We start from the raw sequence: 24,320 nt of genomic DNA, 5'->3' as shown, positions 1-24,320 counted from the left end.
GCGCTGGGCTGCGCGGGCGCGTCAGCGGTACTTGATCAGCAAACCCACGCCCACGATGCACACCACCCAGATCCCGGTGATAAACAGCGTCAACCGGTCCAGGTTCTTCTCGACAACGGTCGACCCGGATAGGCTGGACTGCACACCGCCGCCGAACAGGGTCGACAGGCCGCCACCTTTCGCGCGGTGCAACAGCACCAGCAACACCACCAGCACACTGGTGATCACCAAGGTGATCTGCAGGGCCAACTCCATGACCGGCAGCCTACCGAATGTCCGGCCGATAGCGGGCGGCGGGCGGTCGGGTCGTTGATGCCGGCGGTCGTCAAGGCGGCAGGCGTTTCGCGATCACCGCACGGTGGTGGAAACGATTGCGTGGCGTCGGGCATCGGGTTGGCGACTGCCCGACCGATTAGTCGCCTGGTCGGCCCTTGGGGTTCTTGCCATGGCCCCCGCGGCGGCCGTGGTGGCGGTGCCGGGATGCTGACGGGCGATGTCGCCTCTGTCGGCGACGTCGCCGCCTCCGGTGCCGTGGACGGCTTGCTGGTAGTGGCGGCGCTGCGAACGGCGGATCCCATGCCATCACCATGATCGCTGGCACGAGTAGAGCGATCATCGCCCCGGCGGCCAGTTTGCGCCTGGGACCAGCAGGTTCAGACTCCCCGGCGACGAGCGCCGACGAGCCTGCGGGCGGGGGAGCCGCCATCACGAGGGGGCGATTGCGAACGGGTGTTGCACGAGGACCAGTGCCGTTCAGGGCGTCGCGCATCTGCGTCGCCATTATCCGGTGAAATCGCCAAAGACGCCGGAGCCACACTTGTCGCCCCACGGCTACGCGGTCCATGCGTCGGCACGACGGCCCCGTAGGGCAGATCAGCCCGCAAACGTGCGGTCCACGCCGTTGCCCTACGGCCCGTCGCTGATACTGGGACTCATGGGTGACGCTACCGACCTGGTTTCAGATGCCGCGCTGGAACCGATTGGCGATGTCCACCGGACCCGGCTGGGGCGCGAGGCGACCGAGCCGATGCGCGCCGACATCAGGTTGTTGGGCTCCATCCTGGGCGACACCGTTCGCGAACAGAACGGCGACGAGATCTTCGAACTCGTCGAGCGAGCACGGGTGGAAGCCTTCCGGGTGCGTCGCTCCGAGATCGACCGAACCGAGATGGCGCGGATGTTCGACGGTATCGACATTCACCGGGCGCTTCCGGTCATTCGGGCCTTCAGCCATTTCGCGTTGCTGGCCAACGTCGCCGAAGACATCCACCGGGAACGCCGCCGCGCCGGTCACATCGCCGCCGGGGAGCCGCCGCAAGACAGCAGCCTAGCCGCCACGTACCTGAAACTCGAAGCGGCCGAGCTGGATTCGGTCACCGTTGCCGACGCGTTGAAGGGCGCGCTGGTTTCCCCGGTCATCACGGCCCATCCGACCGAGATCCGCCGGCGCACCATCTTCGTCACCCAGCACCGGATCACCGAGTTGATGCGGCTCCATGCCGAGGGCCACAGCGAGACCGACGACGGCCGCAGCATCGAATTGGAGCTGCGTCGCCAGGTTCTGACCTTGTGGCAGACCGCGCTGATCCGGCTATCGCGACTGCAGATCAGCGACGAGATCGCCGTCGGGCTGCGGCTGTACCGGTCGGCGTTCTTCAAGGTCGTCCCGCAGGTCAATGCCGAGGTGCGGGGGGCATTGCGCGACCGGTGGCCCGACACCGACCTGTTGTCGGAGCCCATTCTGAAACCGGGATCATGGATCGGCGGCGACCGTGACGGCAACCCCAACGTGACCGCCGAGGTGGTGCGGCTGGCCACCGGCGGCGCCGCCTACACCGCGCTGTCGCACTACCTGGCCGAGCTCGACCAGCTCGAGCAGGAGCTGTCGATGTCGTCGCGGCTGCTCACCGTCACACCCGAGCTGTCCGCGCTGGCCGACGGCTGCCGTGACAAGGCTCGCGACGACGAACCATACCGGCGGGCGCTGCGCGTGATCCGCGCCCGGCTCAGCGCCACCGGCGCCGAGATCCTGGACCAACAACCGCAGCACCAGCTGGACCTGGGATTGCCGCCGTACGCCACGCCGGGTGAGCTGCGGGCCGACCTCGACGTCATCGATGCATCGCTGCGCACCCACGGCAGCGCGCTGTTGGCCGACGACCGGCTGGCTTTGTTACGAGAAGCCGTGCACGTCTTCGGTTTTCACCTGTGCGGCCTGGACCTGCGGCAAAATTCCGACGTACACGAGGAGGTCGTTGGCGAGCTACTGGCATGGGCCGGGGTGCATCCCGACTATGGCTCGCTGCCCGAAGACGAGCGGGTTGCGCTGCTGGTCGGGGAGCTCAGCACCCGGCGACCGCTGATCGGCGGCTGGGCACAATTGTCCGACCTGGCGCGTAGCGAGCTGGACATCATGGCGGCCGCCGCCCACGCGGTCCAGACCTACGGTCCCGAGGCGGTGCCCAATTACGTTATTTCCATGTGCCGGTCGGTATCGGACATGTTGGAGGCGGCGATCCTGCTGAAAGAGGCCGGCTTGCTGGACGCCTCGGCACCGCAACCGTACTGCCCGGTGGGTATCTCGCCACTGTTCGAAACGATCGACGACCTGCGCAACGGCGCGACGATTCTGCAAGCGACGCTGGACCTTCCGCTCTATCGCGGGCTGGTCGAGGCCCGAGGTGACATACAGGAGGTGATGCTCGGCTACTCCGACTCCAACAAGGACGGCGGGTATCTGGCCGCCAACTGGGCGGTGTATCGCGCCGAGCTGGCCCTGGTCGAAACGGCCCGCAAGTCGGGAATTCGGTTGCGGCTCTTCCACGGTCGCGGCGGCACCGTCGGCCGCGGTGGTGGCCCGAGTTATCAAGCCATCCTGGCGCAGCCGCCGGGCGCGGTGAGCGGCTCGTTGCGTCTTACCGAGCAGGGCGAGGTGATTGCCGCCAAATACGCCGAGCCGCAGATGGCGCGGCGCAATCTGGAGAGCCTGTTGGCCGCAACCCTGGAATCGACGCTGCTGGATGTCGAGGGTCTCGGTGACACGGCGGCGCCGGCCTACGGGGTGCTCGAGGAGGTCGCCGCCCTGTCGCAGCGTGCGTATGCCGAATTGGTCCACGAGACACCGGGTTTCGTCGAGTATTTCATGGCGTCCACGCCGGTCAGCGAGATCGGGTCGCTGAACATCGGCAGTCGCCCGACGTCCCGCAAGCCCACCTCGTCGATCGCGGACCTGCGCGCCATTCCATGGGTGCTGGCGTGGAGCCAGTCGCGGGTGATGCTTCCCGGATGGTACGGCGCCGGCACGGCGTTCGAGCAATGGATCGCGGCGGGCCCCGAAGGTGAGGCCGAGCGACTCGACGTTCTGCACGATCTCTACCAGCGGTGGCCGTTCTTTCGCAGCGTGCTGTCCAACATGGCGCAGGTGCTGGCCAAGAGCGATCTAGGCCTGGCCGCCCACTACGCCGAACTCGTCGCCGATGAATCATTGCGGCGCCGGGTTTTCGACAAAATTGTCGACGAACATCACCGCACCATCACCCTGTACAAGCGCATCACCGGCCACGACGATCTGCTGGCCGACAACCCGGCCCTGGCGCGGTCGGTGTTCAACCGCTTCCCGTACCTCGAGCCGCTGAATCACCTCCAGGTGGAGTTATTGCGTCGCTACCGCTCGGGCGAAGACGACGAATTGGTGCAGCGCGGCATCCTGCTGACGATGAACGGGCTGGCCAGCGCGCTGCGAAACAGCGGGTAGCGGCGGGCGTCGCGAGTGTGATCGCCAACTGCGGCCCGACCCCGTCACCGCTGCCGAGTCAGCGCTCAGTGGACCGCGCGGTTGCGTAGCCGGTCCAGCACGCCGCGGACAGCGTGCTCGGTGACCGACAGTGGCGACATCACGGTCTCGCCCAGACTCACGATGTAGTCGATCCGGTCGACGATGGCTTCTACCGGCTCGACCAGCATAATAAGCCGCTTGGCCAGATCGTCGAGGCTGGATAATGTGCCCTCGAGGTGGTCCAGGCCACCCTCCAGCCGCTCCACCGTGGTGTTGAGAGCCGACAGTGAACTGTTCAGCTCCTTCATCGTCTTGTCCAGTCCCTCGAGGACGTCCTCGACCTGCTCCACCGTCTTGTCGGCGTTCAGCGCCGCCTGGGTGAGGGTCTTGATCCGGCTACGCTCCGCCCCGCTGCGCACGCTTCTGTCTGCCATGACGGCCATTATTGCGCCAGTTGGAGCCGACGCGGCTTCGAGTCTGCCGACCGCGTTGTCAGCCGAGCTTGACCGCGGCCTCCTCGTCGAGCAGCCACAGTGTGCTCTCCCGTCCGACTGCTCCGGCCGCCGGCACCGCAACCGGGTCCGCGCCGCCGATGGCAGCGGCCACCGCGTCGGCCTTGGCCCGGCCCGAAACGATCAGCCACACTTCGCGGGAACGCTGTATCGCCGGTAGGGTCAAGGTGATTCGTTGGGGCGGGGGTTTGGGCGAGTCGTCGACGGGGACCACCAGACGAGTGGCCTCACGCACGGCCGCAGTGTGCGGGAACAGCGAGTTGACGTGGCCTTCTGGCCCCATTCCCAACAGATGTACGTCGAAATTCGGTGCCCGATCACCGGGTGCCGCATTTGCTGCCAGCACCTGTTCGTAGGCCAGTGCCGCGGCGTCCAAATCGGTGCCGAACTCACCATTACTGGCGGCCATCGGGTGCACCTGGCTCGGTGGGATGTCGACGTGATCGAGCAACGCCGCACGCGCCTGCTTGTCGTTGCGCTCGTCATCGTCCTCGGAGACGTAGCGCTCGTCACCCCAGAACAGATGAATCTTGGACCAGTCGATCCGCGGCCCGGACGCACCGAGATAGCGCAGCAACGCGGTGCCGTTCCCGCCGCCGGTCAGCACGATCAGTGCTTGCCCCCTGGCCGCCACCGCGTTGTCGATGGCCCGGATCAGTCGTTGGCCGGCGGCCTCGACCAGAATCTCGCTGTCAGGAAAGGTCTGGACGTCCAGATTCATAGGTACTGCACCTTCTTGATGCCTTCCAATGCCGCGAAGTAGATTTCGTCGGGGTCCAGCCGGCGCAGATCTTCGGCCAGGCATTCCCCAGTTACCCTGCGCGCCAACGGAACCCGGGCATCGGGCCGGGCCGTCCGGCTCAGGGTGGCGGTGGTCCCTTCCTGCGGTCGGCTCAACACGATGGTCTCGCTCTTGCGCACCAGCTCGACTTGGAGTTTGCCGACCGCGCGGCGCACCGGACCGTCGATCCGGCTGGCCAGCCAGCCCGCCAGGATGTCGAGCGCCGGCTCGGTCTTCAAGCCCGACACGAGCGCCGACTCGATCGGTTCGTGGGGCGGCTGGTCGACGGCAGAGGTCAGCAATGCCCGCCAATAGGTGATGCGACTCCAGGCCAAGTCGGTGTCGCCGGTGGTGTAACCGGGTAGTCGGCTCTTGATCGCCGACAGCGGGTCGACGCCATTGGTGGCGTCCATGATGCGCCGAATCGCCAACTTGCCCAAGGGATCCTGGGCAGGTACCGCCGGAGCGATGTCGGGCCACCAGACCACTACCGGGATGTCGGGCAGCAGGAACGGGATGACGACGCTGTGGGCATGGCCGGAGAGGGGGCCGGACAGTCGCAACACCACGACCTCCCCGGCGCCGGCGTCGGCGCCCACCCGCAGTTGGGCGTCCAGGCGTGGTTTCTCGGCGTACGGATTACCTCGCATCACCACGATGATCCGGCTGGGATGTTCATGGCTGGCGGAGTTGGCGGCTTCGATGGATTCTTCGAACATCGCCTCGCTGTCCGGGGCGATGATCAGCGTCAGGACCCGGCCCATCGTGACAGCGCCGATCCTTGCGCGTAGCTCGTCGAGCTTCTTATTGACCGCGGTGGTGGTGGTTTCGGGCAGATCGACGATCATTGGCGTCGCTCCTTTTCATCGCTTCGCAATCCATCGTCGCCGGCGCGGATCACGGGCGCCGCCACTCCCGGCCGGTGCGGTGCAGCATCTGGAATGCCGAATCCGGGCCCCACGTGCCGGCCTCGTAGGGGTCAGGCTTGCCATGTGCCGCCCAGTAATCGAGGACTGGATCCAGTATTTCCCAGGCCAATTCGACCTCCGCATTGACCGGAAACAGCGACGGTTCGCCGAGCAGCACATCGAGGATGAGCCGCTCGTAGGCCTCCGGTGAGTCTTCGGCGAACGCCGAGCCATAGGAGAAGTCCATGTTGACGTCGCGGACTTCCATCGCACTGCCCGGGACTTTGGATCCGAACCGCAGGGTCATCCCTTCGTCCGGTTGCACCCGGATGACCAAAGCGTTGGCTCCGAGCTCGTCGGTCATGGTGGCGTCGAACGGCAGATGGGGCGCCCGCTTGAAGACCAACGCGATCTCAGTTACCCTGCGGCCCAGGCGTTTTCCGGTGCGTAGATAGAACGGCACACCGGCCCAGCGGCGGGTGTCGACCTCGAGCGTGATCGCGGCGAACGTCTCGGTGGTGGAGTCCTCGGCGAAACCTTCCTCGTCGAGCAGACCCACCACTTTGTCGCCGCCCTGCCAGCCGGCCGTGTATTGCCCACGGCTGCTGGTCTCGTCGAGCGGCTCGGCGAGCCGAGTCGCCGAGAGCACCTTGATCTTTTCCGCCTGCAACGCAGACGGTTTGAAGCTGACCGGCTCTTCCATCGCGGTCAGCGCCAGCAGCTGCATCAAGTGGTTCTGGATGACGTCACGGGCCGCACCGATACCGTCGTAGTAGCCGGCCCGACCACCCAGGCCGATGTCTTCGGCCATGGTGATCTGCACATGGTCGACATAGTGCGCATTCCAGATCGGATCCCAGAACTGGTTGGCGAACCGCAGCGCCAGGATGTTTTGCACCGTCTCTTTGCCCAGGTAGTGGTCGATGCGGAAGACCGATTCCTCCGGGAAGACCGCGTTGACAGCCTTGTTCAGCTCGCGGGCGCTGTCCAGGTCGTGACCGAACGGCTTCTCGATGACGACCCGGCTCCACCGGTCACCTTGCGGACGGGCCAGTCCAGATTTGTGCAACTGTTCGCACACCACCGGGAAGGACTTGGGCGGGATCGCCAGATAGAAGGCGTGATTGCCGCCGGTGCCGCGCTCGGCGTCGAGTTTGTCCAGCGTCTCGGCGAGCCGCGCAAACGCCTGCTCGTCATCGAAAGAGCCTGGTACGAAACGAAACCCCTCGGCCAGCCGATCCCAGTTCTCCTGCCGGAACGGGGTCCGGCAGTGTTCTTTGACCGCCTGGTAGACCACCTGGCCGAAATCCTGAGTGTCCCAGTCTCTGCGGGCGAATCCCACCAGGGCGAATGTCGGCGGTAGCAGCCCGCGGTTGGCCAGGTCGTAGATCGCCGGCATCACCTTCTTGCGGGCCAGGTCGCCGGTGACGCCGAAAATCACCATGCCGCAGGAACCGGCGATTCTGGGCAGCCGCTTGTCCAGCTTGTCGCGCAGCGGGTTGTGCCACTGCGTGGCGGCGGAGTTGCGAGCTGCGCTCATTTGGTGACGGAGTCGAGCTGCGCCTGAGTCTCTTTGAGCAGCTCCGTCCACGCCGCCTCGAACTTCGCCACGCCTTCGTTCTCCAGCACGATGAACACATCGTCCAGGTCTATGCCGACCGCCTGAAGGTTGTCGAATACCTGCTGGGCGTCGGATGCGGTGCCGCTGACGGTATCTCCTGTGATCACGCCATGATCGGCGACAGCATCCAGCGTCGGTTCCGGCATGGTGTTCACCGTGTCGGGAGCCGCCAACTCGGTGACATAGAGAGTGTCCGCGTAGTCGGGGTTCTTGACGCCGGTCGAAGCCCACAGGGGTCGTTGTACGCGGGCGCCGTCTGCCTTGAGGGCTCGGAAACGGTCGCCGCCCCCGAAGACTTCCTGGTAGGCGGCATAGGCGAGGCGGGCATTGGCTACCCCGGCCTGCCCGCGCAATGCCAGCGCGTCCTGCGATCCGAGCTTTTCCAGCCGTTTGTCGATCTCGGTGTCCACCCGGGACACGAAAAACGATGCCACCGAATGGATCTTGGATACGTCCTGGCCACCTTCTCGTGCCTTCTCGATTCCGGCGAGGAAGGCGTCCATGACCGCACGGTAGCGTTCGACGGAGAAGATCAACGTGACGTTGACCGAAATCCCCTCGGCCAGAACGGCGGTGATGGCGGGCAGGCCGGCCTTGGTGGCCGGAATCTTGATGAACAGGTTCGGCCGGTCGACGATCTTCCACAGCTCGACGGCCTGCTGGATCGTCTTGTCGGTGTCGTGCGCCAGTCGCGGGTCCACCTCGATCGATACCCGGCCGTCCAGTCCGTCGGAAGCCTCCCACACCGGGGCGAACACGTCGCAAGCCCGGCGCACGTCGTCGGTGGTGGCGGTGCGCACCGTGGCGTCCACGTCGGCTCCGCGCTCGGCCAGCTCGGCGATCTGGCCGTTGTAGGCATCGCCTTCGGCCAGCGCCTTCTGGAAGATGGACGGATTGGTGGTCACGCCGACGACACACTTGGTGTCGATCAGCTCCTGCAGATTGCCCGAATTCAATCGGTCGCGGGACAGGTCGTCCAGCCACACGGATACGCCCACGGCGCTGAGCGCGGCGAGGTTGGGGTTCTGACTCATGGAAACGCCCTTTCTCAGTTGTCGAGTGCTCGTTCCGCGGCGGCGGCAACCGCTTGCGCGGTAAAGCCGAATTCCCGGAACAACGTCTTGTAGTCGGCGGATTCGCCGTAGTGCTCGATCGAGATGATCTCGCCGGTGTCCCCGACCAGTTTGTGCCAGCACTGCGCGACACCGGCCTCGACGGCGACCCTGGCCGACACCGACGGCGGCAGCACGCTGTCGCGGTAGTCCGATGGCTGGGACTCGAACCACTCCACGCAGGGCATCGACACCACTCGCGCGATAATGTCCTTGTCCGCCAACAACTGCTGGGCCTCGACCGCGAGCTGCAGCTCCGAGCCGGTAGCGATTATCACCACGTCAGGCTCGTCATCGCCGACGTCGCCAAGCACATAGCCGCCACGGGCGACGCCCTCGGCGCTGGTGCCCTCGAGCACCGGTAGGCCCTGCCGGGTCAAAATCAACCCGACCGGACCGCTGCCGTTGCCGCGGGCCAGGATCGTGCGCCAGGCATATGCGGTCTCGTTGGCGTCGCCCGGACGTACCACCGAGAGCTGGGGAATCGCCCGCAACGCCGCAAGGTGCTCGATCGGCTGGTGGGTCGGCCCATCCTCGCCCAGCCCGATCGAGTCGTGCGTCCAGACGTAGATGGTGTCGATATCCATCAGAGCAGCCAGCCGCACCGCCGGGCGCATGTAATCGGAGAACTGTAAGAACGTGCCGCCATAGGCGCGGGTGGGGCCATGCAGCACGATGCCGGACAGGATGGCGCCCATCGCATGTTCGCGGACCCCGAAGTGCAGGGTTCGGCCATACCAGTGCGCGGTGTAATCCTTGGTCGAAATCGACGGCGGGCCAAAGGAATCCGCGCCCTTCATGGTGGTGTTGTTGCTGCCCGCCAGGTCCGCGGACCCACCCCACAACTCCGGCAGCTTCGGTCCCAGGGCAGACAGCACCTCGCCTGAGGCCGCACGGGTGGCCAGCGCTTTGGACCCGGGTTCCCAATGCGGCAGGTCGTCGTCCCATCCGTCGGGCAACTGCTCGGCGGTCAACCTGTCCAGCAGCGCCTTACGTTCCGGTTCGCGCTGTGCCCAGGCGTCGAATTCGACCTGCCAGCGGTCGTGGGCTTCTTTGCCGCGAGCCACCAGACCCCGAGTGTGGGTGAGGACGTCGTCGCGAACCTCGAAAGTCTTGTCGGGATCGAATCCCAGCACCTTCTTCACGGCGGCCACCTCGTCGTCGCCGAGGGCCGCACCGTGCGCCTTCCCGGTATTCATCAGATTCGGCGCCGGGTAGCCGATGATGGTCCGCAGCGAGATGAACGACGGCCGGTCGGTGACGGCCTTCGCGTTGGCAATGGCCTCCTCGATCCCGACGACGTTCTCGCCGCCCTCCACCTCCTGTACGTGCCAGCCGTAGGCGCGGTAGCGGGCGGCGGTGTCCTCACACAGCGCGATGTCCGTGTCGTCCTCGATCGAGATCTGGTTGTGGTCGTAGAACACGATTAGGTTGCCCAGCTGCTGGACGGCGGCCAGCGACGACGCTTCGGAGGTCACTCCTTCCTCGATGTCCCCGTCGGAGGCGATCACATAGATGTGGTGGTCGAAGGGGCTGGTGCCCGGCTCGGCGTCCGGGTCGAACAGACCACGTTCGTACCGCGACGCCATGGCCATTCCGACCGCCGACGCCAACCCCTGACCCAGCGGGCCGGTGGTGATCTCCACACCTCGGGTGTGCCGGAATTCCGGGTGTCCGGGAGTCTTGGAACCCCAGGTGCGCAGCGACTCGATATCGGATAGTTCGAGGCCGAAGCCGCCCAGGTAGAGCTGAATGTAGAGGGTCAGGCTGCTGTGCCCACACGACAACACGAACCGGTCGCGGCCCAGCCAGGTGGTGTCGCTCGGGTCGTGGCGCATCGTGCGCTGAAATAGGGTGTAGGCCAGCGGAGCCAGGCTCATGGCCGTCCCGGGGTGACCATTGCCGACCTTTTGGACGGCGTCGGCGGCAAGCACCCGGATGGTGTCGACCGCAGCCGAATCGATCTCGGTCCAGTCGTCGGGGTGGCGCGGTTGGGTAAGCGTCGAGATCTCTTCGAGTGTGGTCACAGATTCAGTCCTCAGTTCAGTCCGCAGTCCAGGGTCATCAAACTGATCAATCCCACCCTAGTGCGGGATGGCCGGCGGTTGCAGGCCCCAAGTTGGAGTAACCATCGCGGCCTGTAGCAAAGCGTCCAACAGCACTGTGAAAATAGCCTGCCGGCTGCGTAGGCTGTGCAATCAGTGCCGCAAGGCCGGAAAAATTGCTGTGAATCGACCCTGCGGCGCTGCTGCCGCGGCCACGCCGTCTACCATCGTGCGTAGTAGAAGCTGTGCGCGGCCGTTCCCCAAGGAGTTATTTCGTGAGCGTTCGTGGCCGCGTCGCGACGGGCCGCATACCTGGCATACCTGGCATGGCCAGGCGGCAGTACGCGCCGAACATCGCGACGTCGAAGAGGAGCCGCGCGCTCGCAACAGCGTTGGCCTACCTGGCGTTGACCAAGCCGCGGGTCATCGAGCTGCTGCTGGTCACCGCGATCCCGGCGATGCTGCTTGCCGATCGCGGCAGCGTACATCCGTTCGTCATTCTCAACACGCTGATCGGCGGAATGATGGCCGCCGGCGGCGCGAACACCCTCAACTGTGTGGCCGACGCCGACATCGACAAGGTGATGAAGCGGACGGCGCGTCGGCCGCTCGCGCGTGCGGCGGTGCCGACCAGAAGCGCGCTGGCCTTCGGTCTGGCGCTGACGGTGGTCTCCGTTCTCTGGCTGTGGTGGACGACGAACCTACTGTCGGGGCTGCTGGCCCTGGCGACGGTGGCGTTCTACGTGTTCGTCTACACGCTGCTGCTCAAGCGCCGCACCTCCCAGAACGTGGTGTGGGGCGGGGCGGCCGGCTGCATGCCGGTGATGATCGGCTGGTCGGCGGTCACCGGCACCCTGGCGTGGCCGGCGCTGGCGATGTTCGCGATCGTCTTCTTCTGGACGCCGCCGCACACCTGGGCGTTGGCGATGCGGTACAAGGAGGACTACCAAGAGGCCGGCGTGCCCATGCTGCCCGCGGTGGCGACCGAACGTCAGGTCACCAAGCAGATCCTGATCTATACCTGGCTGACCGTGTTGGCGACGCTGGCGCTGACACCGGCGACCGGATGGCTGTACGCGGCGGTAGCCGTGGTGGCGGGTGCGTGGTTCCTGGCGATGGCACATCAGTTGGACGCGGGTGTCCGCGCCGGTGAGCCGGTCAAACCGCTGCGCCTGTTCCTGCAGTCGAACAACTATCTGGCGTTGGTCTTCTGCGCACTGGCGGTCGACTCGGCGTTGGGCCTACCTACGCTGCTCTAGTTTCCAAGCGCTGCTCTAGTTTCCGTACGGCGTGCCGCCATGGCCTAGCTGCCTTCGCTCGACGGGACCTTTGTCACCAATCGGCTGCCGAAATGCTCGGATCACCCGGAAAAGGTTCTCGCCGTTGCGCATGCGCGCGACCATTGGACGTTGAGTACCCGGGCCAAGGGGGATCCCCGCGATGAAGTCGTTCACGATCGATCCGCGTCGGCACGACGGGGTGATCTTCGTTCTCGACACTCCTGCCGTGCCGATGAGACCCGAGCCTGACGACTCGGTGATGGAGTCGACCCTCGCGCTTGCCCATCGGCTCCGCCAAGCCGGATTGGTCACCGCCCTCTACACGCCGGCCGGCCACAGCATCCGAGTTCTGGAGGCGACGGGGATCGCCGAACCGTTCACCGCCCGGGTCGAGCGAGCCCCCGCGGGGGCACCGGAACTGCCCACCAAGCGCTACTGCATCGGCCTGTTAGCGGCCGCCGGCAAGCTGGGAGTCGCCGCGGAGCGATCGGCGGTGATTGCGGGCGATAGCGGCGGGGTTGCGGCGGCCCGTGAGTGCGGCTTCGCCTACGTCGTTGGTCTCGACGAGGAGGGGCATCCCGACGAGCTACTGCACTGCGGCGCCGACGTCGTCGTCGCCAATCTCTCCGACGTCATGGTCCGCACCGGCGACGAATGCATGTCGCGGCGCCCCAACGCGCTGGATTCCTACGGTCAGGTCATCGGGATGGTCTCCGGCCGGCAGCCGTTCGTCTGTGTGAACTACGACAGCACGCTGTCGGAGACCGTGCCGGACCCCGACCTCGCCACGCTGGTCGACGGTGCGGCCGAGGCGCTTGCGGATTTGGCGATGCAGTGTCCGGTCGCGATGCTGTCCGGCCGGGATCTGGCGGATATTCGCAACCGGGTGGGGCTGCCGGGCATCTGGTATGCCGGCGGCCACGGTTTTGACCTGATGGCACCCGACGGCACTCGGTATCAGCATGACGCGGCGGCCGCCGCGGTCCCCGTGCTGGCAAGCGCGGCCACCGCACTTCGCGACGAACTGGACCCGACATCGGGTGCGCTCGTCGAACACACCCGGTTCGTCGTCCGCGTGCACTATGGCAAGGTCGCGCATGAGCAGGTGTCCGCGGTGGTCGGGGCAGCGCACCGGCAGAGCCGACGACACGGCCTTCGGCTGACCACCGCCCGCGGCGTTGTCGAACTGCGCCCCGATGTCGACTGGGACAAGGGCACCGCACTTGCCTGGATCCGCAATCACGTCATCGAATCGGGGGTCGAATCGGGGGCCCAACCGGGCCGGGTGCTGCCGATCTACATCGGTGGCGACCTCACCGACGAGGACGCCTTCGACGCCGTGCGGTTCAGCGGTATCGGGGTCGTGGTCCGGCACGACGAGGACGGTGACCGCCCGACCGCTGCCAGCTTCACGCTGACCAGCCCCACCGAAGCTCGTGACTTCGTCCGGCGTGGCGCCAGGTGGCTGGCTTATGACCGGGAGACGCGCGCTCGCGGTTGGACTTTCACCTGGGAGGGTTACGATCCGCCGAGCGAAAAGCTGCGTGAAGCCCTGTGCACGGTGGGCAACGGTTACTTCGCCACCCGAGGGGCAGCTCCGGAATCGAAGGCCGGGCAAGTCCATTATCCGGGAACCTATGCCGCCGGTGTCTACAACCGGCTCGATGATCTGGTCGCCGGTACCAGGACTGCGCACGAAAGCCTGGTGAATCTGCCCAACTGGCTTCCGCTGACCTTCCGCATCGACGGCGGTGACTGGTTGGACGTCGACGCGGTGACGTTGCTGTCCTACCGCCAGACCCTGGACCTGCGCGGTGCGGTGCTCGCTCGGGAGCTGACCTACCGCGACGACGCGGGCCGCACCACCTCGATAACGCAGCACCGGTTCGTGGCGATGAACCAGGCGCACGTGGCGGCGCTGCAAACCACCATCGTGGCCCAGGACTGGGAGGGGACAATCGAGATCCGGTCAACCCTGGACGGCGACGTCCGCAACTCCGGCGTGGAGCGTTACCGGGACTTGGCCAGCAACCACCTCCAGGTACTGGAAAAGGTTGCGCTGTCAGAGAATTCGGTGCTGATGGCCGTCGAGACCACCCAGTCGAAGATCCCGGTCGCGCTGGCCGCGCGGACCAGCGTGTGGCACGGCGATGCGCCGGCGCCCGCGACGTATCGACTGCTCGACCAGGAATTCGAGATCGGCCACCAGATCTTCACCGACCTGAAACCGGGTCAGCCGCTGACCGTGGAGAAGATCGTCGCCCTGGTGACCGGGCGTGACGTTGCCACGTCACACCCGTCGACCGGAGCCGAGCGCAGGCTCGCCCGCCAAGGGCGGTTCGCCGACATCTGTGCTGCCCATCGGCTCGCCTGGGCGCATCTGTGGGAGCGGTTGTCGATCGAATTCAGCAACCACACCGAAGAGTTGCGAGTCTTGCGGCTGCATCTGCTTCATCTGCTGCAGACGGTGTCCTACAACAGCGAGGAACTCGATGTCGGCGTCCCGGCCCGCGGGCTGCATGGCGAGGCATACCGCGGCCATATCTTCTGGGACGAGCTGTTCATCTTTCCGGTGCTGAACCTGCGAGTTCCCACGGTCACCCGGTCGTTGCTCCGGTACCGGCATCGGCGCCTGGTGGAGGCTCGGCGCGCGGCCAAGCTGGCCGGTTACCGCGGCGCCATGTACCCATGGCAGTCCGGGAGCGACGGGCGAGAGGAAAGCCCGGAGCAGCACCTGAATCCGCGATCCGGGCGATGGCGACCCGATGCCAGCCATCGCGCGCACCACATCGGCATCGCCGTCGCCTACAACGTATGGAACTTCTACCAGGTCACCGGTGATTTGGCGTACATGATCGACTACGGCACCGAGATGATGGCCGAGATCGCCCGATTCTGGGTGAGCCGGGCCACCTACGACCGGGACCGCGACCGCTACACCATCAACGGAGTCATCGGGCCCGACGAATTCCACTCCGGCTACCCGGACCGGCCATACGACGGCGTGGACAACAACGCCTACACCAACGTGATGGCGGTCTGGGTGATCCTGCGGGCCATCGACGCGCTGCAGCTGATGCCGCTGCCCAACCGGCTGGACCTGTGCGAAGAGCTGGGCGTGACCGACGAGGAGCTCGCCCACTGGGACCACGTCAGCCGGCGCATGTTCGTTCCGTTCCACGATGGTGTGATCAGCCAGTTCGAAGGATACGAGCAATTGCTGGAACTGGATTGGGACGCTTACCGACGGCGATACCGCAATATTCAGCGGCTCGACCGCATCCTCGAAGCCGAGGACGACGACGTCAACCGATACCGGGCGTCCAAGCAGGCCGACGTGCTGATGCTGCTCTACCTGCTGTCGGCCGACGAATTGCGGGAGCTGTTGGACCGGCTCGACTACCACTTGGATCCGCGCCGGATTCCGGAGATGGTCGACTATTACGTGGCGCGTACTTCACATGGGTCGACGCTGAGCGCGGTCGTCCATGGCTGGGTGCTGGCCAGGGCCAACCGGGATCGGGCGCTGGAGTTCTTCCAGCAAGTGCTCAAGTCCGATATCGCCGACATCCAGGGTGGCACCACTTCGGAAGGCGTCCACCTCGCCGCCATGGCCGGCAGTGTCGATTTCGTGCAACGGTGCTTCACTGGCCTCGAGATTCGTGGAGATCGCATCGTGCTGTCTCCGCTCTGGCCGGAATACCTTGGTGCGCTTGGCTTTCCGATTCACTACCGCGGCAACCACCTGCACCTGCGGGTCAGCGGCAAGGGCGCGGAGATCAGCGTCGAACCGCGTGATGTGCCGCCGGTACAAATCGAATGCCGCGGACGAGTGGAACTCCTGGTACCGGGCAGCGTCGTCCGATTCACCTAGGGCCGGCTGGGTGAGCGTTGTGGCTGCGGGCGTGGGCATGCTCGACCGGCGCGAGCCGCGGGTGAGGCGGGGGACAGGACTAGTCCGGGGGCAGTTTGTCGAGGGTCTTTTGCGCTTCCTTGCGCCAGACCTCGTCGTTGAGGTACCTCGCAACGGTCACCCGTACCCCGGTGGCGCGTTGGCGCACCAGGGCCGCCATAGCGTCAGCCCGAGTTGTCGGATCGGCGAGTTGGCTAACCACTAGCTCCTTGGCCTCCTCGGTCTTGAATCGGCCGAGCCAGCGCACCAACTCAAACTTTGTTGAGAAGTCCTTGCCGGAGCGAAGCAACGCGGCCACCCTTGGGAAGTCGGAGCCATCACAGACTTCAGCCAGGGCAAACCCGGTGACTTCGAGTTCCAAGCCGCTCAGCGGCGGGTCGATATCGAATTGGTGGAATAAGATGTCGGCGGCAACACGGTTGCCTTTGGCGTTCTTGGTGATCAGGTTGCGGATCAAGGCGACTCGCCAGGCGCGGCGATCTTCTTCGGCTGGGATGCGTTCGTCGAGGTTCTGCAGCCAGTCCACCATGATCGGCACTGCCTGAGGGTAGTCGTAGCGGGAGTTGACAAGTTGGAAGATGGTGTCTTCAGGGATGCCAGCGGCGTTGAGTTCGTGTTTCATCGCTCGTCGGTATTCCGGCCAGGTTGCGGGGTCGTCGCCGTACTTCTGGTTCATGACAGGTTCTTGCTGTCGTCGATTACCACATCCAGTCCTTCAAAGTCGCGTTCCAATGTTTGTTCTACGCTTCCGGCGTCCGTCCGGCCTTTGTCCACCACGATGACCAGCTTGTAGCCGTTGTCGCGCGCCCACTCTGCGATATCGCGGATCTGCTGGGTGGTGTCGAGCTTCTTAACATTTTTGACCTCACGCACTACGTGATTTTCATCGTCGATTTCATCAGGGATCCTGAACCTGGGGCGGCCAGGTTTCGGGTTCCTGACGGGGATCCGCACCTTCTTTGACTGGTCGATGCCGGCGATGTCCTCGGCGCGGCGGCCTTTGCGGCGGTTGTCGTTAACCCGATGCGTCGGTGTCGGATTGACCCGACGCGGCACCAGATCCAACAGCCGCTTCACCGCGGGCAATGCCGTGCCCATGGCGCTGCCTGCCGCCGTCAAATCGGTCATCGACGCGGTCGCGGTGGTGCGCAGCGCGGCGTTGAGCCCGTTGATTTGGGTAACGGCCGCGGCGATGAAGGTCTCCTTGATCGGCCCGGTCAGTCGATGCAGCACCGGCGGGTAGCTATCCAAAATGATTATCAGCCAATGCAACTGGTTGACGACGAAGGCCATGTCGTCCTTGACGGACTTCAGCTTATTGCCGTAATCCTTTGCCGCACGCGACAAATCGCCACAAGCGCCGGCGATATCGGTGTTGACACCGCGCGCCTCCTCCAGCCGGTCGACCAGCGGCGCAATCTCGGCGGCCTCCACATCGACGATCAGCCGTTGCTCTTCGGGGCCGGGTTGATCGTCGATGCGAACGAGGTCGTGGCCGAAGGTTTCCCAGGCCGCCGAGGCCGCCAGCGCATGATCGGGATGCCCGTCGGGCCAGCCGTCCACGATGCGGTCGGCGACCAGATTCCAGTGCGGCGGTTCGGGATCGCCGCCACCGGCCACCGAACTCACAGCCACCGCCGCGTCGATGAAGGTGCCGGCGGATTCACCCGGCGGGGTGATCGGCGCGCCATAGGCATCGCGCTGGTTGAGGGTCGAGGCTTCCTCGGTTTGGTCGTGGTTGATGCCGTTTTGGCGTAGCAGGCTGCCCAAATTGTGGAACACGTTGACCAACCGGTAGGCGACCTGGCCGGCCTCCTCGGCCGCGGCGTCGTAGGAACTCGCCCATTGCGGGCCGACCCCGTGGGTTCCGGCCGCTCCGGCGGCATCCACCCCGGCCAGCTTGCGCAGCGCGGCGCCGGCGTGGTCGCTGTTTTCCTTGTACGCCGCGGCCGCGTCGTAGAACAACTCCGGGTCAACGTCAGTCATGGCCGCCCCGCCCACCTCCCGCGCTAGCGGATCGATTGTATGGCAACCTGGCGTTCGGTGATTTCGGGTGAATTCGGACGACAGTAAGGGCTGACCCCATTGTCCTATGACCTGACCGTCTACGCCGCGTCCAGCATCGACGACGAGCAGTTGGAAGAAATCGTCGCATCGGTCCCCGGGTTGTCGGTCGGCGATAGCGGTGACCATGAGATGACCGTGCTGCGCGGTAAGCAAGAAAAGTACTCGTTCACCGTCTTCGGGCCGCACGAGATCGAGCCCGAGGACGTGCCGGACGACGTGGTGCCGCATGTGCTGGACCCGACCACCAGTTGGCAGATCGTCATCGAGGGCAGCGATCCGGCCGAAGTGCGGCCCGCCCGGCGGTTCGCCAAGGCGTTGGCTTGGGCCGCGGGGGGTGTTGCGGTCGACGAGCAGACCGAGGAGATTCTCGGCGCGAAGAGGGCACGCCAGATCGCCTCGCCCGGTTCGGAGCTGATCCGCATCGTTGACTTGCAGTGGCACTCACCGGAGTCGGCGCCCGACGCGGCGACCCTGTGGCTGGAGCTGGCAAGAAAGTTTCTGCCCGAGGCGCTGCCACGTCGCTTCGGCAATGTCTACCCGCTGCGGTATCGGCTGGATCGGGACGGAGACGACCAATTCATCGCAACCTTCGCCTCCCACGGCGCATGGTTCAAGGCCACCCTGCCGTGCATCGACGGCGGGCTGTACCTCGAGCCATGGGACGGCATCCTGATTGACACCCTCAAAATGGTGGCCCAACCGTTGGACGACCCACCGTGGCGCAACACCGTGCAGCGCTTCTTCGTCGAGTACGCCCGCCGGCGCGGCAGCGTGCTGGCCACCGGCGAAGTGCTACGCAACCACAAACTGTCCGGACCCCCAGACACCAGCTGGGATCTGAGCGGCTCACTGCGCGGCCCCGGCGGGATCCTGGGTCTGCCGGCCAACCCAGTCTGGTGGACCTGGCTGGGCAACGATTACCTGCCACTGGTCCGCGATTATCTGCCGCCCGAACACACCACCTACTACGACGAGGGCGCCCTATACGCGCCGACCGAGGAACCCACCGATCGCGGCCAACTCGCCGGACTGCCCGATCCGTTCCCGGCGTCACTGCGCGTCACGGCCATCCCTTCGGAATATGGGCCTAGCAACACTCCCATGAACAGCCCGGCGGCGATCCGCCCTCGCCTCAACCAGGGTTAACCGCCCCACATCGCGGTATTAACCTCCGCGTTATGCACATAGTTGCGATGCGCGATGTGCGCGTTGAGGTGCATGTCGAACACCACCTCGCTCATCTCGTCCGCCCAGCCCTGCCAGTGCTGCACCCGCTCCAGAAATGCGTCGAACGCCACACCTTCCCAATGATGTTGCAGGCCACGCAATTCGGTGGCCACCTCGTTGAGGCGATCCTTCATCACCAGGCAAAACTGCCGCATCGCATCGGCGGCGTCCACCAAGTCATGCTCGTTGACGGTGCGGCGCGCCATGATCAGCGCCCGTCAACCGGGCCAGCGGGCCTGATGCTGCCGAAAGCATCGGCCGCGGCGTGCTCCATCTGGGCGTAGCCGGCGGCCGCGGCTGCCAGCGATTCCCCGATCCATCGCAGGTCGGCGAGCATCTGGCCGCACTCGTCGTCGATCTCGGCCCAGACATCCAGATAGGCACTGGCTGCCTGACCGGTCCAGGTGCCGGCAAGGCCGTCCGTCTGCCCGCCCAGCTTGTCGCGCAGGCCATCGATCTCGTCGGCAGCGCCCGTCGTGGTCTTCGACGCGTGAGCCAGCTCTGCACAGTAAACGCGAAGCTCTTCGGCCGCCATGCTGACCACCCCTCGAAAAGACGTCGTATCCGCAGACTACTGTCACAGGCGGTCCACACGCGACTAGAACGAAGCGGAGATGGCGAGCTATGGCCGGTTGGCGCGACAGCGTGACCGAGGAAGCACAAGCCGACCTCGACGAGTTGGTCGACGCCGCAACCGGGTTCGCGCTCGAGCGGGTCGCCTCGGCGGGTGAATTTCTGCCGTTCGCCCTCGCGGTGTCCAACGGCGGCGAACGACAAGCCATCGCGCCTAACTATCCCCGCGGTCGTGAACTGCCGATAGCAGAGCAGATCGCTACGCAGTGGCGCGCGCTCACCGACTTGAAGGACAGCCTGCGGGCCGCCGCCGTCGCGGTCAACGTCAGATTGACCGAGGCGAATCAGGACGGTATCGAGATCAGCGTTGAGCACCGCGAAGGTGTGGCGATCGGGCTGATCTTCCCCTACACCCGCGGCGCCGACGGCGCTTATCAGCTTGAGGCACCCTCGGCTCACCGGGAAGATCCACGCATCTGGGTGTCTTGACGTCCCTACGCCGGAGGCGGCAGGTCCCGCATCACCGCCAGGGCGTCGGCAATACTGTCCGCTAGCTCCGCAACATCATCGGCCATGCATTCCTGCGCGTAATCGGTTGCCGCGCTGATGGTTTCGTTGATCATCCGAGCAACGTCGTGGGCGCCCATGCCAAGTATCCCCGGGTTGATGCTGAGTCCGATGAGGCGTCGATGCCCATTAACCGTCACCTCGACGGCGCCTGTCTGATGTGTGGCGGTGAACGCCTCGGCGTCCATCCGGTGAACTTGCTGGTCCAGAAGAGACATCACGACGTCGGCCTGATCAAACATCCGTCTGACCTGGGGGTGATGAGCCGGGCTCACATTATCTCCGTCGATTCACGCAGCGGGTCAGCGACTTACGGCAGCAACACTATTGAGCCGGTGGTCTTGCGGCCCTGCAAGTCCTGATGTGCCCGGGCAGCTTCGGCCAGCGGATACCGACCGCTGATCTCCACGTTGACCACCCCGCCGCCGATGACGTCGAACAGCTCGGCGGCGCGCCAGCCGAATTCCTCGCCGGTGCGCAGGAAGTGGACCAGTGATGGGCGGGTCAGATACACCGACCCGGCCGCGTTGAGGCGCTGCGGGTCGACCGGCGGAACCGGACCGGAGGCGGCGCCGAACAGCGCCAGCGTCCCGCGGACGGCCAGGCTGGCCAGGCTGGCGTCGAACGTGGTGGCGCCCACGCCGTCGTATACGGCCGCCACACCGGCTCCGTCGGTCAGCGCCCGGATCCGATCGGCGAACTGCCCGGCATCGGTGGGGTAGTCGAGAACCTCGGCCGCACCGGCTTCCCGGGACAGCTTGGCTTTCTCCGGGGTCGAGACGGTGCTGATCACCCGCACTCCCAGGTGAGTGGCCCACTGCGTCAAGATCAGCCCGACACCGCCGGCGCCGGCATGCACCAAGATCGTTTCGCCGGATTGCACCGGGTACACCGACTTCAGCAGGTAATGGGCGGTCAGGCCCTTCAGCAACGCCGACGCCGCCACCTCGGAGCTGACGCCGTCCGGTACCTTGGCGCTCAAAAACGCTGGCGCCGTGCAGAATTGGGCGTAGCCACCATTGGCGGAAGCGCTGACCACCCGGTCGCCCACCGTGATGGCGCTCTCGACTCCTTCACCGATGGCCACCACGGTGCCGCACACCTCGGAGCCGATGATGAACGGCAGTGGTCGTGGGTACTGCCCCGAACGGAAATAGGTGTCGATGAAGTTGACACCGATCGCCTCGGCCTTGACCAACAGTTGGCCGTCGCCCGCCTCGGGCTGTGCCGTCTCGACGTAGCGCAACACCTCGGGGTCGCCGGTTTCACTGACTTCGATTGCGTGCATCTGGTTATCATGCCCGGCAATGAAGCTTGCCCGGCCGGATATCTTCCATCCGCGCGTCGTGCTGGCGGGTTGGCCGCGGCAGCCCGCCGGTGACGGCGACGACGTCGGGCTGGTTGCGGCGTTGCGCCACCGTGGGTTACACGCCCATTGGTTACCTTGGGACGATCCCGACGTGGCGCGCGCGCATCTGGTGATATTGCGGGCCACCCGCGATTACGCCGAGCGCCTCGACGAGTTCCTGCCCTGGACCAACAGCGTGGCCAATCTGCTGAATGCCCCTTCGGTGGTCGCCTGGAACGCCGACCGTGGCTATCTGGAAGACCTGGACAGTCGGGGAGTGCCGACCGTGCCCGGTGAGGTATGCGCGCCGGGCCAGCAGATCCGGCTGCCGTATGCCGGACGGGTCTTCATCAGCCCGACGGTCGGCACCGGCGCCCGCCGGTTCAGTGATCCCTCGCCGGCCGCGGCCTATATCGCCGAACGCCGGCAAGGCGGCCATTCGGTGGTGGTGCAGACGGCCGGCCCGGACGTTGAAACGGTGCTGATCTTCCTTGGGGGCCAGCCGTCGCACGCCTTCACTTCGCACGATGACGTGTTGCGCCAGGGTGAGCCCGATTTCGAAACCTGGGAGATCGGCGCCGCCGCGCTGGGCGCCGCCGCGGCCGCATGCGGCGTCGGCATCGGTGAGTTGCTCTGCGCGCGGGCCCACCTGGTCGGTGCGCGGCTGCTGGAACTGCAGCTGGTGGACCCGTCGTTGGGGTGGCGGCGATTGGACGCATCGGCCCGCGATCGGGGCCAGCGGCGGTTCGCGGTGTGCGTGGAGTCAGCTCTGGAGCGGTTGGGGCTGGGCCCGTTCTCGCATCGACGCCCATAGCGCCGCGGTGGCTGCGGTGCACGCTGCGGCCCCGGCGACGTGGGTGGCGACCAGCGCCGGCGGAACCCCGATGTGGTACTGCACGATGCCCACCAGCGCCTGCGCGAAAACCAGGGCGAGCAGCACGGCGAGGCGCCGCAGGATCGGCCGTCCCGCACCGACAGCCAACAACCCGAATCCGAGGCCGACCAGCAACGCCAGGTAGGAAACCAGCAGCGACGAATGCAGGTGCACCAGGGTGTTGATCTCGACTTTCAGCCGCGGCACCGTGCGGGTGGGGCTCTTGTCACCGGCATGCGGCCCGGCGGCTGTCACCAGCGTGCCGGTGACCAGGACCGCGGCCAGATTCACCGCGCTCAACACCGTGAGCGCGCGCAGCGGTCGGACCACGAGCCGGCGAACAATCCCGTCGTCGGGCTCGCCGATCTTGACGTAGAGCAACACCGACAGCCACACCATCGTCATGGATGCCAACAGGTGAACAGACACTGTCCACCACAGCAGCCCGGTGCGTACCGTGATGCCGCCGATCACCGCCTGCACCACCGTCGACGCGGGCATCAGCCATGCGTAGACCAGCACCTCGGGACGCCGGCGCGCCCTGGTGACCGCCAGCACGGCAGCCGCCGCGGCGATCACGACCGCGAAGGTGATCATCCGGTTGCCGAACTCCACCGCCTGGTGGATCCGCGGCACTTCGGCAACCGCTACCGGGGTGAAGCTGCCGGGGAAGCACTGCGGCCAGGTCGGACAACCCAGGCCCGACGCCGTGACCCGCACGATCGTGCCCGTGACCGCGATACCGCCCTGGGTCACGATGACGGCGGCGGCAATTGCGCGCTGCACCCGCAGACTCGGGTCGGGGAGCAGGTCCACCAACCGCATCAGCGTTCGTCCGACGGCCACCGCCCGATCGTAACGACAACTACGTCACGTAGTAGAAGCGGGCGTCGCGCCGAGATTGCCGCCATGGCTGTGGTTTCAGCTAGGCCGGCGACCATGGCGGCAATATCGACGGGCTGACCGGGGCCCGATCAGGTGAAGCGGAACCAGCGACGCGCCGCCAGCGCCGCCAGCGTTCCCCACGTCGCCAGGACGATCAGCCCGAACCAGTCCACCGACAGGATCATCGCCTGCGACAGCGCCTCGGTGAGCGCGCCGGACGGGGTGAGCCGGGCCGCCCACTTGATCGCCATCGGGATCATCGTGGTTTCGAGGGTGAGTGCGCCGAACCCGGCGAACACGAACCACATCAGGTTGGCAACCGCGAGCACGATCTCGGCCCGCAACGTGCCGCCCAGCAGCAGCCCGAGCGCGGCGAAGCCCGCGGTGCCCAGCGCGATGACGGCCGCCCCCAAGGCCAGTGCGGCCGGTGCCGGTCGCCAGCCCAGCGCAAAGCCGATTGCGCCCAAGATGATTGCTTGCAGAAATACCACGGCGACCACGGCCAGTGACTTGCCGGCGATGATTCCCCAGACCGGTAGCGGCGTCGCACCGAGTCGTTTGAGTGCGCCGTAGCGGCGGTCGAACGCGACCGCGATGGCCTGGCCGGTGAACGCGGTGGAGACCACGGCGAGCGCCATGATCACCGGTACGAACGTGGCCGCGCGGTGCTGCCCGAACGAGCCGAGCGGCAGCAGCGTGAGCCCGACCAGCAAGGTGATGGGGATGAACATGGTCAGCAGCAGCTGCTCGCCGTTGCGCAACAGCAGTTTGAGTTCCAGCCCGAACTGTGCGGCCAGCATCCGGGATACGGCATTGGGGCGCGGGTTCGGGG

General features: G+C 66.0%; 21 protein-coding genes. 6 read left to right on the top strand and 15 right to left on the bottom strand.

Annotation, left to right across the window (positions count from 1 at the left end; genetic code table 11):
- Window positions 1-21 precede the first annotated feature (21 nt).
- Window positions 22-255: a preprotein translocase subunit SecG gene (gene secG, locus BST40_RS13805; RefSeq protein WP_036391473.1), complete on the bottom strand. Its 234-nt coding sequence runs from the start codon at window positions 253-255 to the stop codon at window positions 22-24.
- 679 nt (window positions 256-934) lie between these two features.
- On the opposite strand from secG, the gene ppc reads away from it, so the two are divergent.
- Entirely contained in the window at window positions 935-3,754 is a 2,820-nt protein-coding gene (gene ppc, locus BST40_RS13800) for a phosphoenolpyruvate carboxylase (RefSeq protein WP_075546222.1), read from the top strand.
- 65 nt (window positions 3,755-3,819) lie between these two features.
- On the opposite strand, the gene BST40_RS13795 is transcribed toward ppc, so the two are convergent.
- From BST40_RS13795 to tkt, 6 genes are read right to left on the bottom strand one after another with little or no spacing between them, the layout of a single operon-like run.
- Window positions 3,820-4,218, bottom strand: coding sequence for an ATPase (locus tag BST40_RS13795; RefSeq protein ID WP_075546051.1), 399 nt, complete (start codon window positions 4,216-4,218; stop codon window positions 3,820-3,822).
- 49 nt (window positions 4,219-4,267) lie between these two features.
- The gene (pgl, locus tag BST40_RS13790; protein WP_075546052.1) at window positions 4,268-5,008 is read right to left on the bottom strand and encodes a 6-phosphogluconolactonase; all 741 of its coding nucleotides are present in this window, start codon (window positions 5,006-5,008) and stop codon (window positions 4,268-4,270) included.
- Window positions 5,005-5,916, bottom strand: a complete 912-nt coding sequence (opcA, locus tag BST40_RS13785) for a glucose-6-phosphate dehydrogenase assembly protein OpcA (protein WP_075546053.1) — start codon at window positions 5,914-5,916, stop codon at window positions 5,005-5,007. The genes pgl and opcA overlap by 4 nt, the downstream gene beginning before the upstream one ends.
- A gap of 49 nt (window positions 5,917-5,965) precedes the next feature.
- The gene (gene zwf, locus BST40_RS13780; RefSeq protein ID WP_075546054.1) at window positions 5,966-7,516 is read right to left on the bottom strand and encodes a glucose-6-phosphate dehydrogenase; all 1,551 of its coding nucleotides are present in this window, start codon (window positions 7,514-7,516) and stop codon (window positions 5,966-5,968) included.
- The gene (gene tal / locus BST40_RS13775) at window positions 7,513-8,631 is read right to left on the bottom strand and encodes a transaldolase (RefSeq protein ID WP_075546055.1); all 1,119 of its coding nucleotides are present in this window, start codon (window positions 8,629-8,631) and stop codon (window positions 7,513-7,515) included. The genes zwf and tal overlap by 4 nt, the downstream gene beginning before the upstream one ends.
- 14 nt (window positions 8,632-8,645) lie before the next feature.
- Window positions 8,646-10,736, bottom strand: a complete 2,091-nt coding sequence (tkt, locus tag BST40_RS13770) for a transketolase (RefSeq protein WP_075546056.1) — start codon at window positions 10,734-10,736, stop codon at window positions 8,646-8,648.
- A 293-nt stretch (window positions 10,737-11,029) separates the two neighbouring features.
- Here tkt and BST40_RS13765 point away from each other — a divergent pair, with 293 nt between their 5' ends.
- Entirely contained in the window at window positions 11,030-12,013 is a 984-nt protein-coding gene (locus BST40_RS13765) for a heme o synthase (protein ID WP_089025139.1), read from the top strand.
- Window positions 12,014-12,194: 181 nt separating this feature from the next.
- A complete protein-coding gene (gene otsB / locus BST40_RS13760) occupies window positions 12,195-15,908 on the top strand; it encodes a trehalose-phosphatase (protein ID WP_075546058.1) in 3,714 nt (1,237 codons plus the stop codon).
- 79 nt (window positions 15,909-15,987) lie between these two features.
- Here the strand turns inward: otsB and BST40_RS13755 are convergent, their stop codons facing one another.
- A complete protein-coding gene (locus BST40_RS13755) occupies window positions 15,988-16,623 on the bottom strand; it encodes a hypothetical protein (protein ID WP_023373288.1) in 636 nt (211 codons plus the stop codon).
- A complete protein-coding gene (locus BST40_RS13750; RefSeq protein ID WP_239988062.1) occupies window positions 16,620-17,729 on the bottom strand; it encodes a putative toxin in 1,110 nt (369 codons plus the stop codon). The genes BST40_RS13755 and BST40_RS13750 overlap by 4 nt, the downstream gene beginning before the upstream one ends.
- A gap of 303 nt (window positions 17,730-18,032) precedes the next feature.
- On the opposite strand from BST40_RS13750, the gene BST40_RS13745 reads away from it, so the two are divergent.
- Window positions 18,033-19,160, top strand: coding sequence for a hypothetical protein (locus BST40_RS13745; RefSeq protein ID WP_075546060.1), 1,128 nt, complete (start codon window positions 18,033-18,035; stop codon window positions 19,158-19,160).
- On the opposite strand, the gene BST40_RS13740 is transcribed toward BST40_RS13745, so the two are convergent.
- Together BST40_RS13740 and BST40_RS13735 are read right to left on the bottom strand one after the other, a co-directional pair.
- Complete coding sequence (locus tag BST40_RS13740; RefSeq protein WP_023373294.1) at window positions 19,157-19,447, bottom strand: WXG100 family type VII secretion target; 291 nt, start codon at window positions 19,445-19,447, stop codon at window positions 19,157-19,159. The genes BST40_RS13745 and BST40_RS13740 overlap by 4 nt on opposite strands.
- A gap of 2 nt (window positions 19,448-19,449) precedes the next feature.
- A complete protein-coding gene (locus tag BST40_RS13735) occupies window positions 19,450-19,776 on the bottom strand; it encodes a WXG100 family type VII secretion target (protein ID WP_129111742.1) in 327 nt (108 codons plus the stop codon).
- Between the two features lie 89 nt (window positions 19,777-19,865).
- Between BST40_RS13735 and BST40_RS13730 the strand changes: the two genes are divergently transcribed.
- Window positions 19,866-20,303, top strand: a complete 438-nt coding sequence (locus BST40_RS13730; RefSeq protein WP_023373298.1) for a hypothetical protein — start codon at window positions 19,866-19,868, stop codon at window positions 20,301-20,303.
- A gap of 5 nt (window positions 20,304-20,308) precedes the next feature.
- Here BST40_RS13730 and BST40_RS13725 read toward each other — a convergent pair whose 3' ends face one another.
- Entirely contained in the window at window positions 20,309-20,623 is a 315-nt protein-coding gene (locus BST40_RS13725; RefSeq protein ID WP_042313027.1) for a YbaB/EbfC family nucleoid-associated protein, read from the bottom strand.
- 68 nt (window positions 20,624-20,691) lie between these two features.
- Window positions 20,692-21,669, bottom strand: coding sequence for a quinone oxidoreductase family protein (locus BST40_RS13720; RefSeq protein ID WP_083154508.1), 978 nt, complete (start codon window positions 21,667-21,669; stop codon window positions 20,692-20,694).
- A gap of 19 nt (window positions 21,670-21,688) precedes the next feature.
- On the opposite strand from BST40_RS13720, the gene BST40_RS13715 reads away from it, so the two are divergent.
- Window positions 21,689-22,543, top strand: coding sequence for an ATP-grasp domain-containing protein (locus BST40_RS13715; protein WP_083154506.1), 855 nt, complete (start codon window positions 21,689-21,691; stop codon window positions 22,541-22,543).
- Here BST40_RS13715 and BST40_RS13710 read toward each other — a convergent pair.
- Both BST40_RS13710 and BST40_RS13705 read right to left on the bottom strand, forming a co-directional pair.
- Window positions 22,493-23,428 (bottom strand): COX15/CtaA family protein, encoded by a 936-nt coding sequence (locus BST40_RS13710; RefSeq protein WP_036392222.1) that lies wholly within the window; start codon window positions 23,426-23,428, stop codon window positions 22,493-22,495. The two genes, BST40_RS13715 and BST40_RS13710, sit on opposite strands and share 51 nt — an antisense overlap.
- A 149-nt stretch (window positions 23,429-23,577) precedes the next feature.
- Entirely contained in the window at window positions 23,578-24,288 is a 711-nt protein-coding gene (locus tag BST40_RS13705) for an ABC transporter permease (RefSeq protein WP_241780198.1), read from the bottom strand.
- Window positions 24,289-24,320: the final 32 nt, after the last annotated feature.

This window comes from Mycobacterium persicum (assembly GCF_002086675.1).
Taxonomy (GTDB): Bacteria; Actinomycetota; Actinomycetes; order Mycobacteriales; family Mycobacteriaceae; genus Mycobacterium; species Mycobacterium persicum.
Note: the sequence above shows the minus strand (reverse complement) of the source record. Positions and strands in the feature narration are given on the sequence as shown.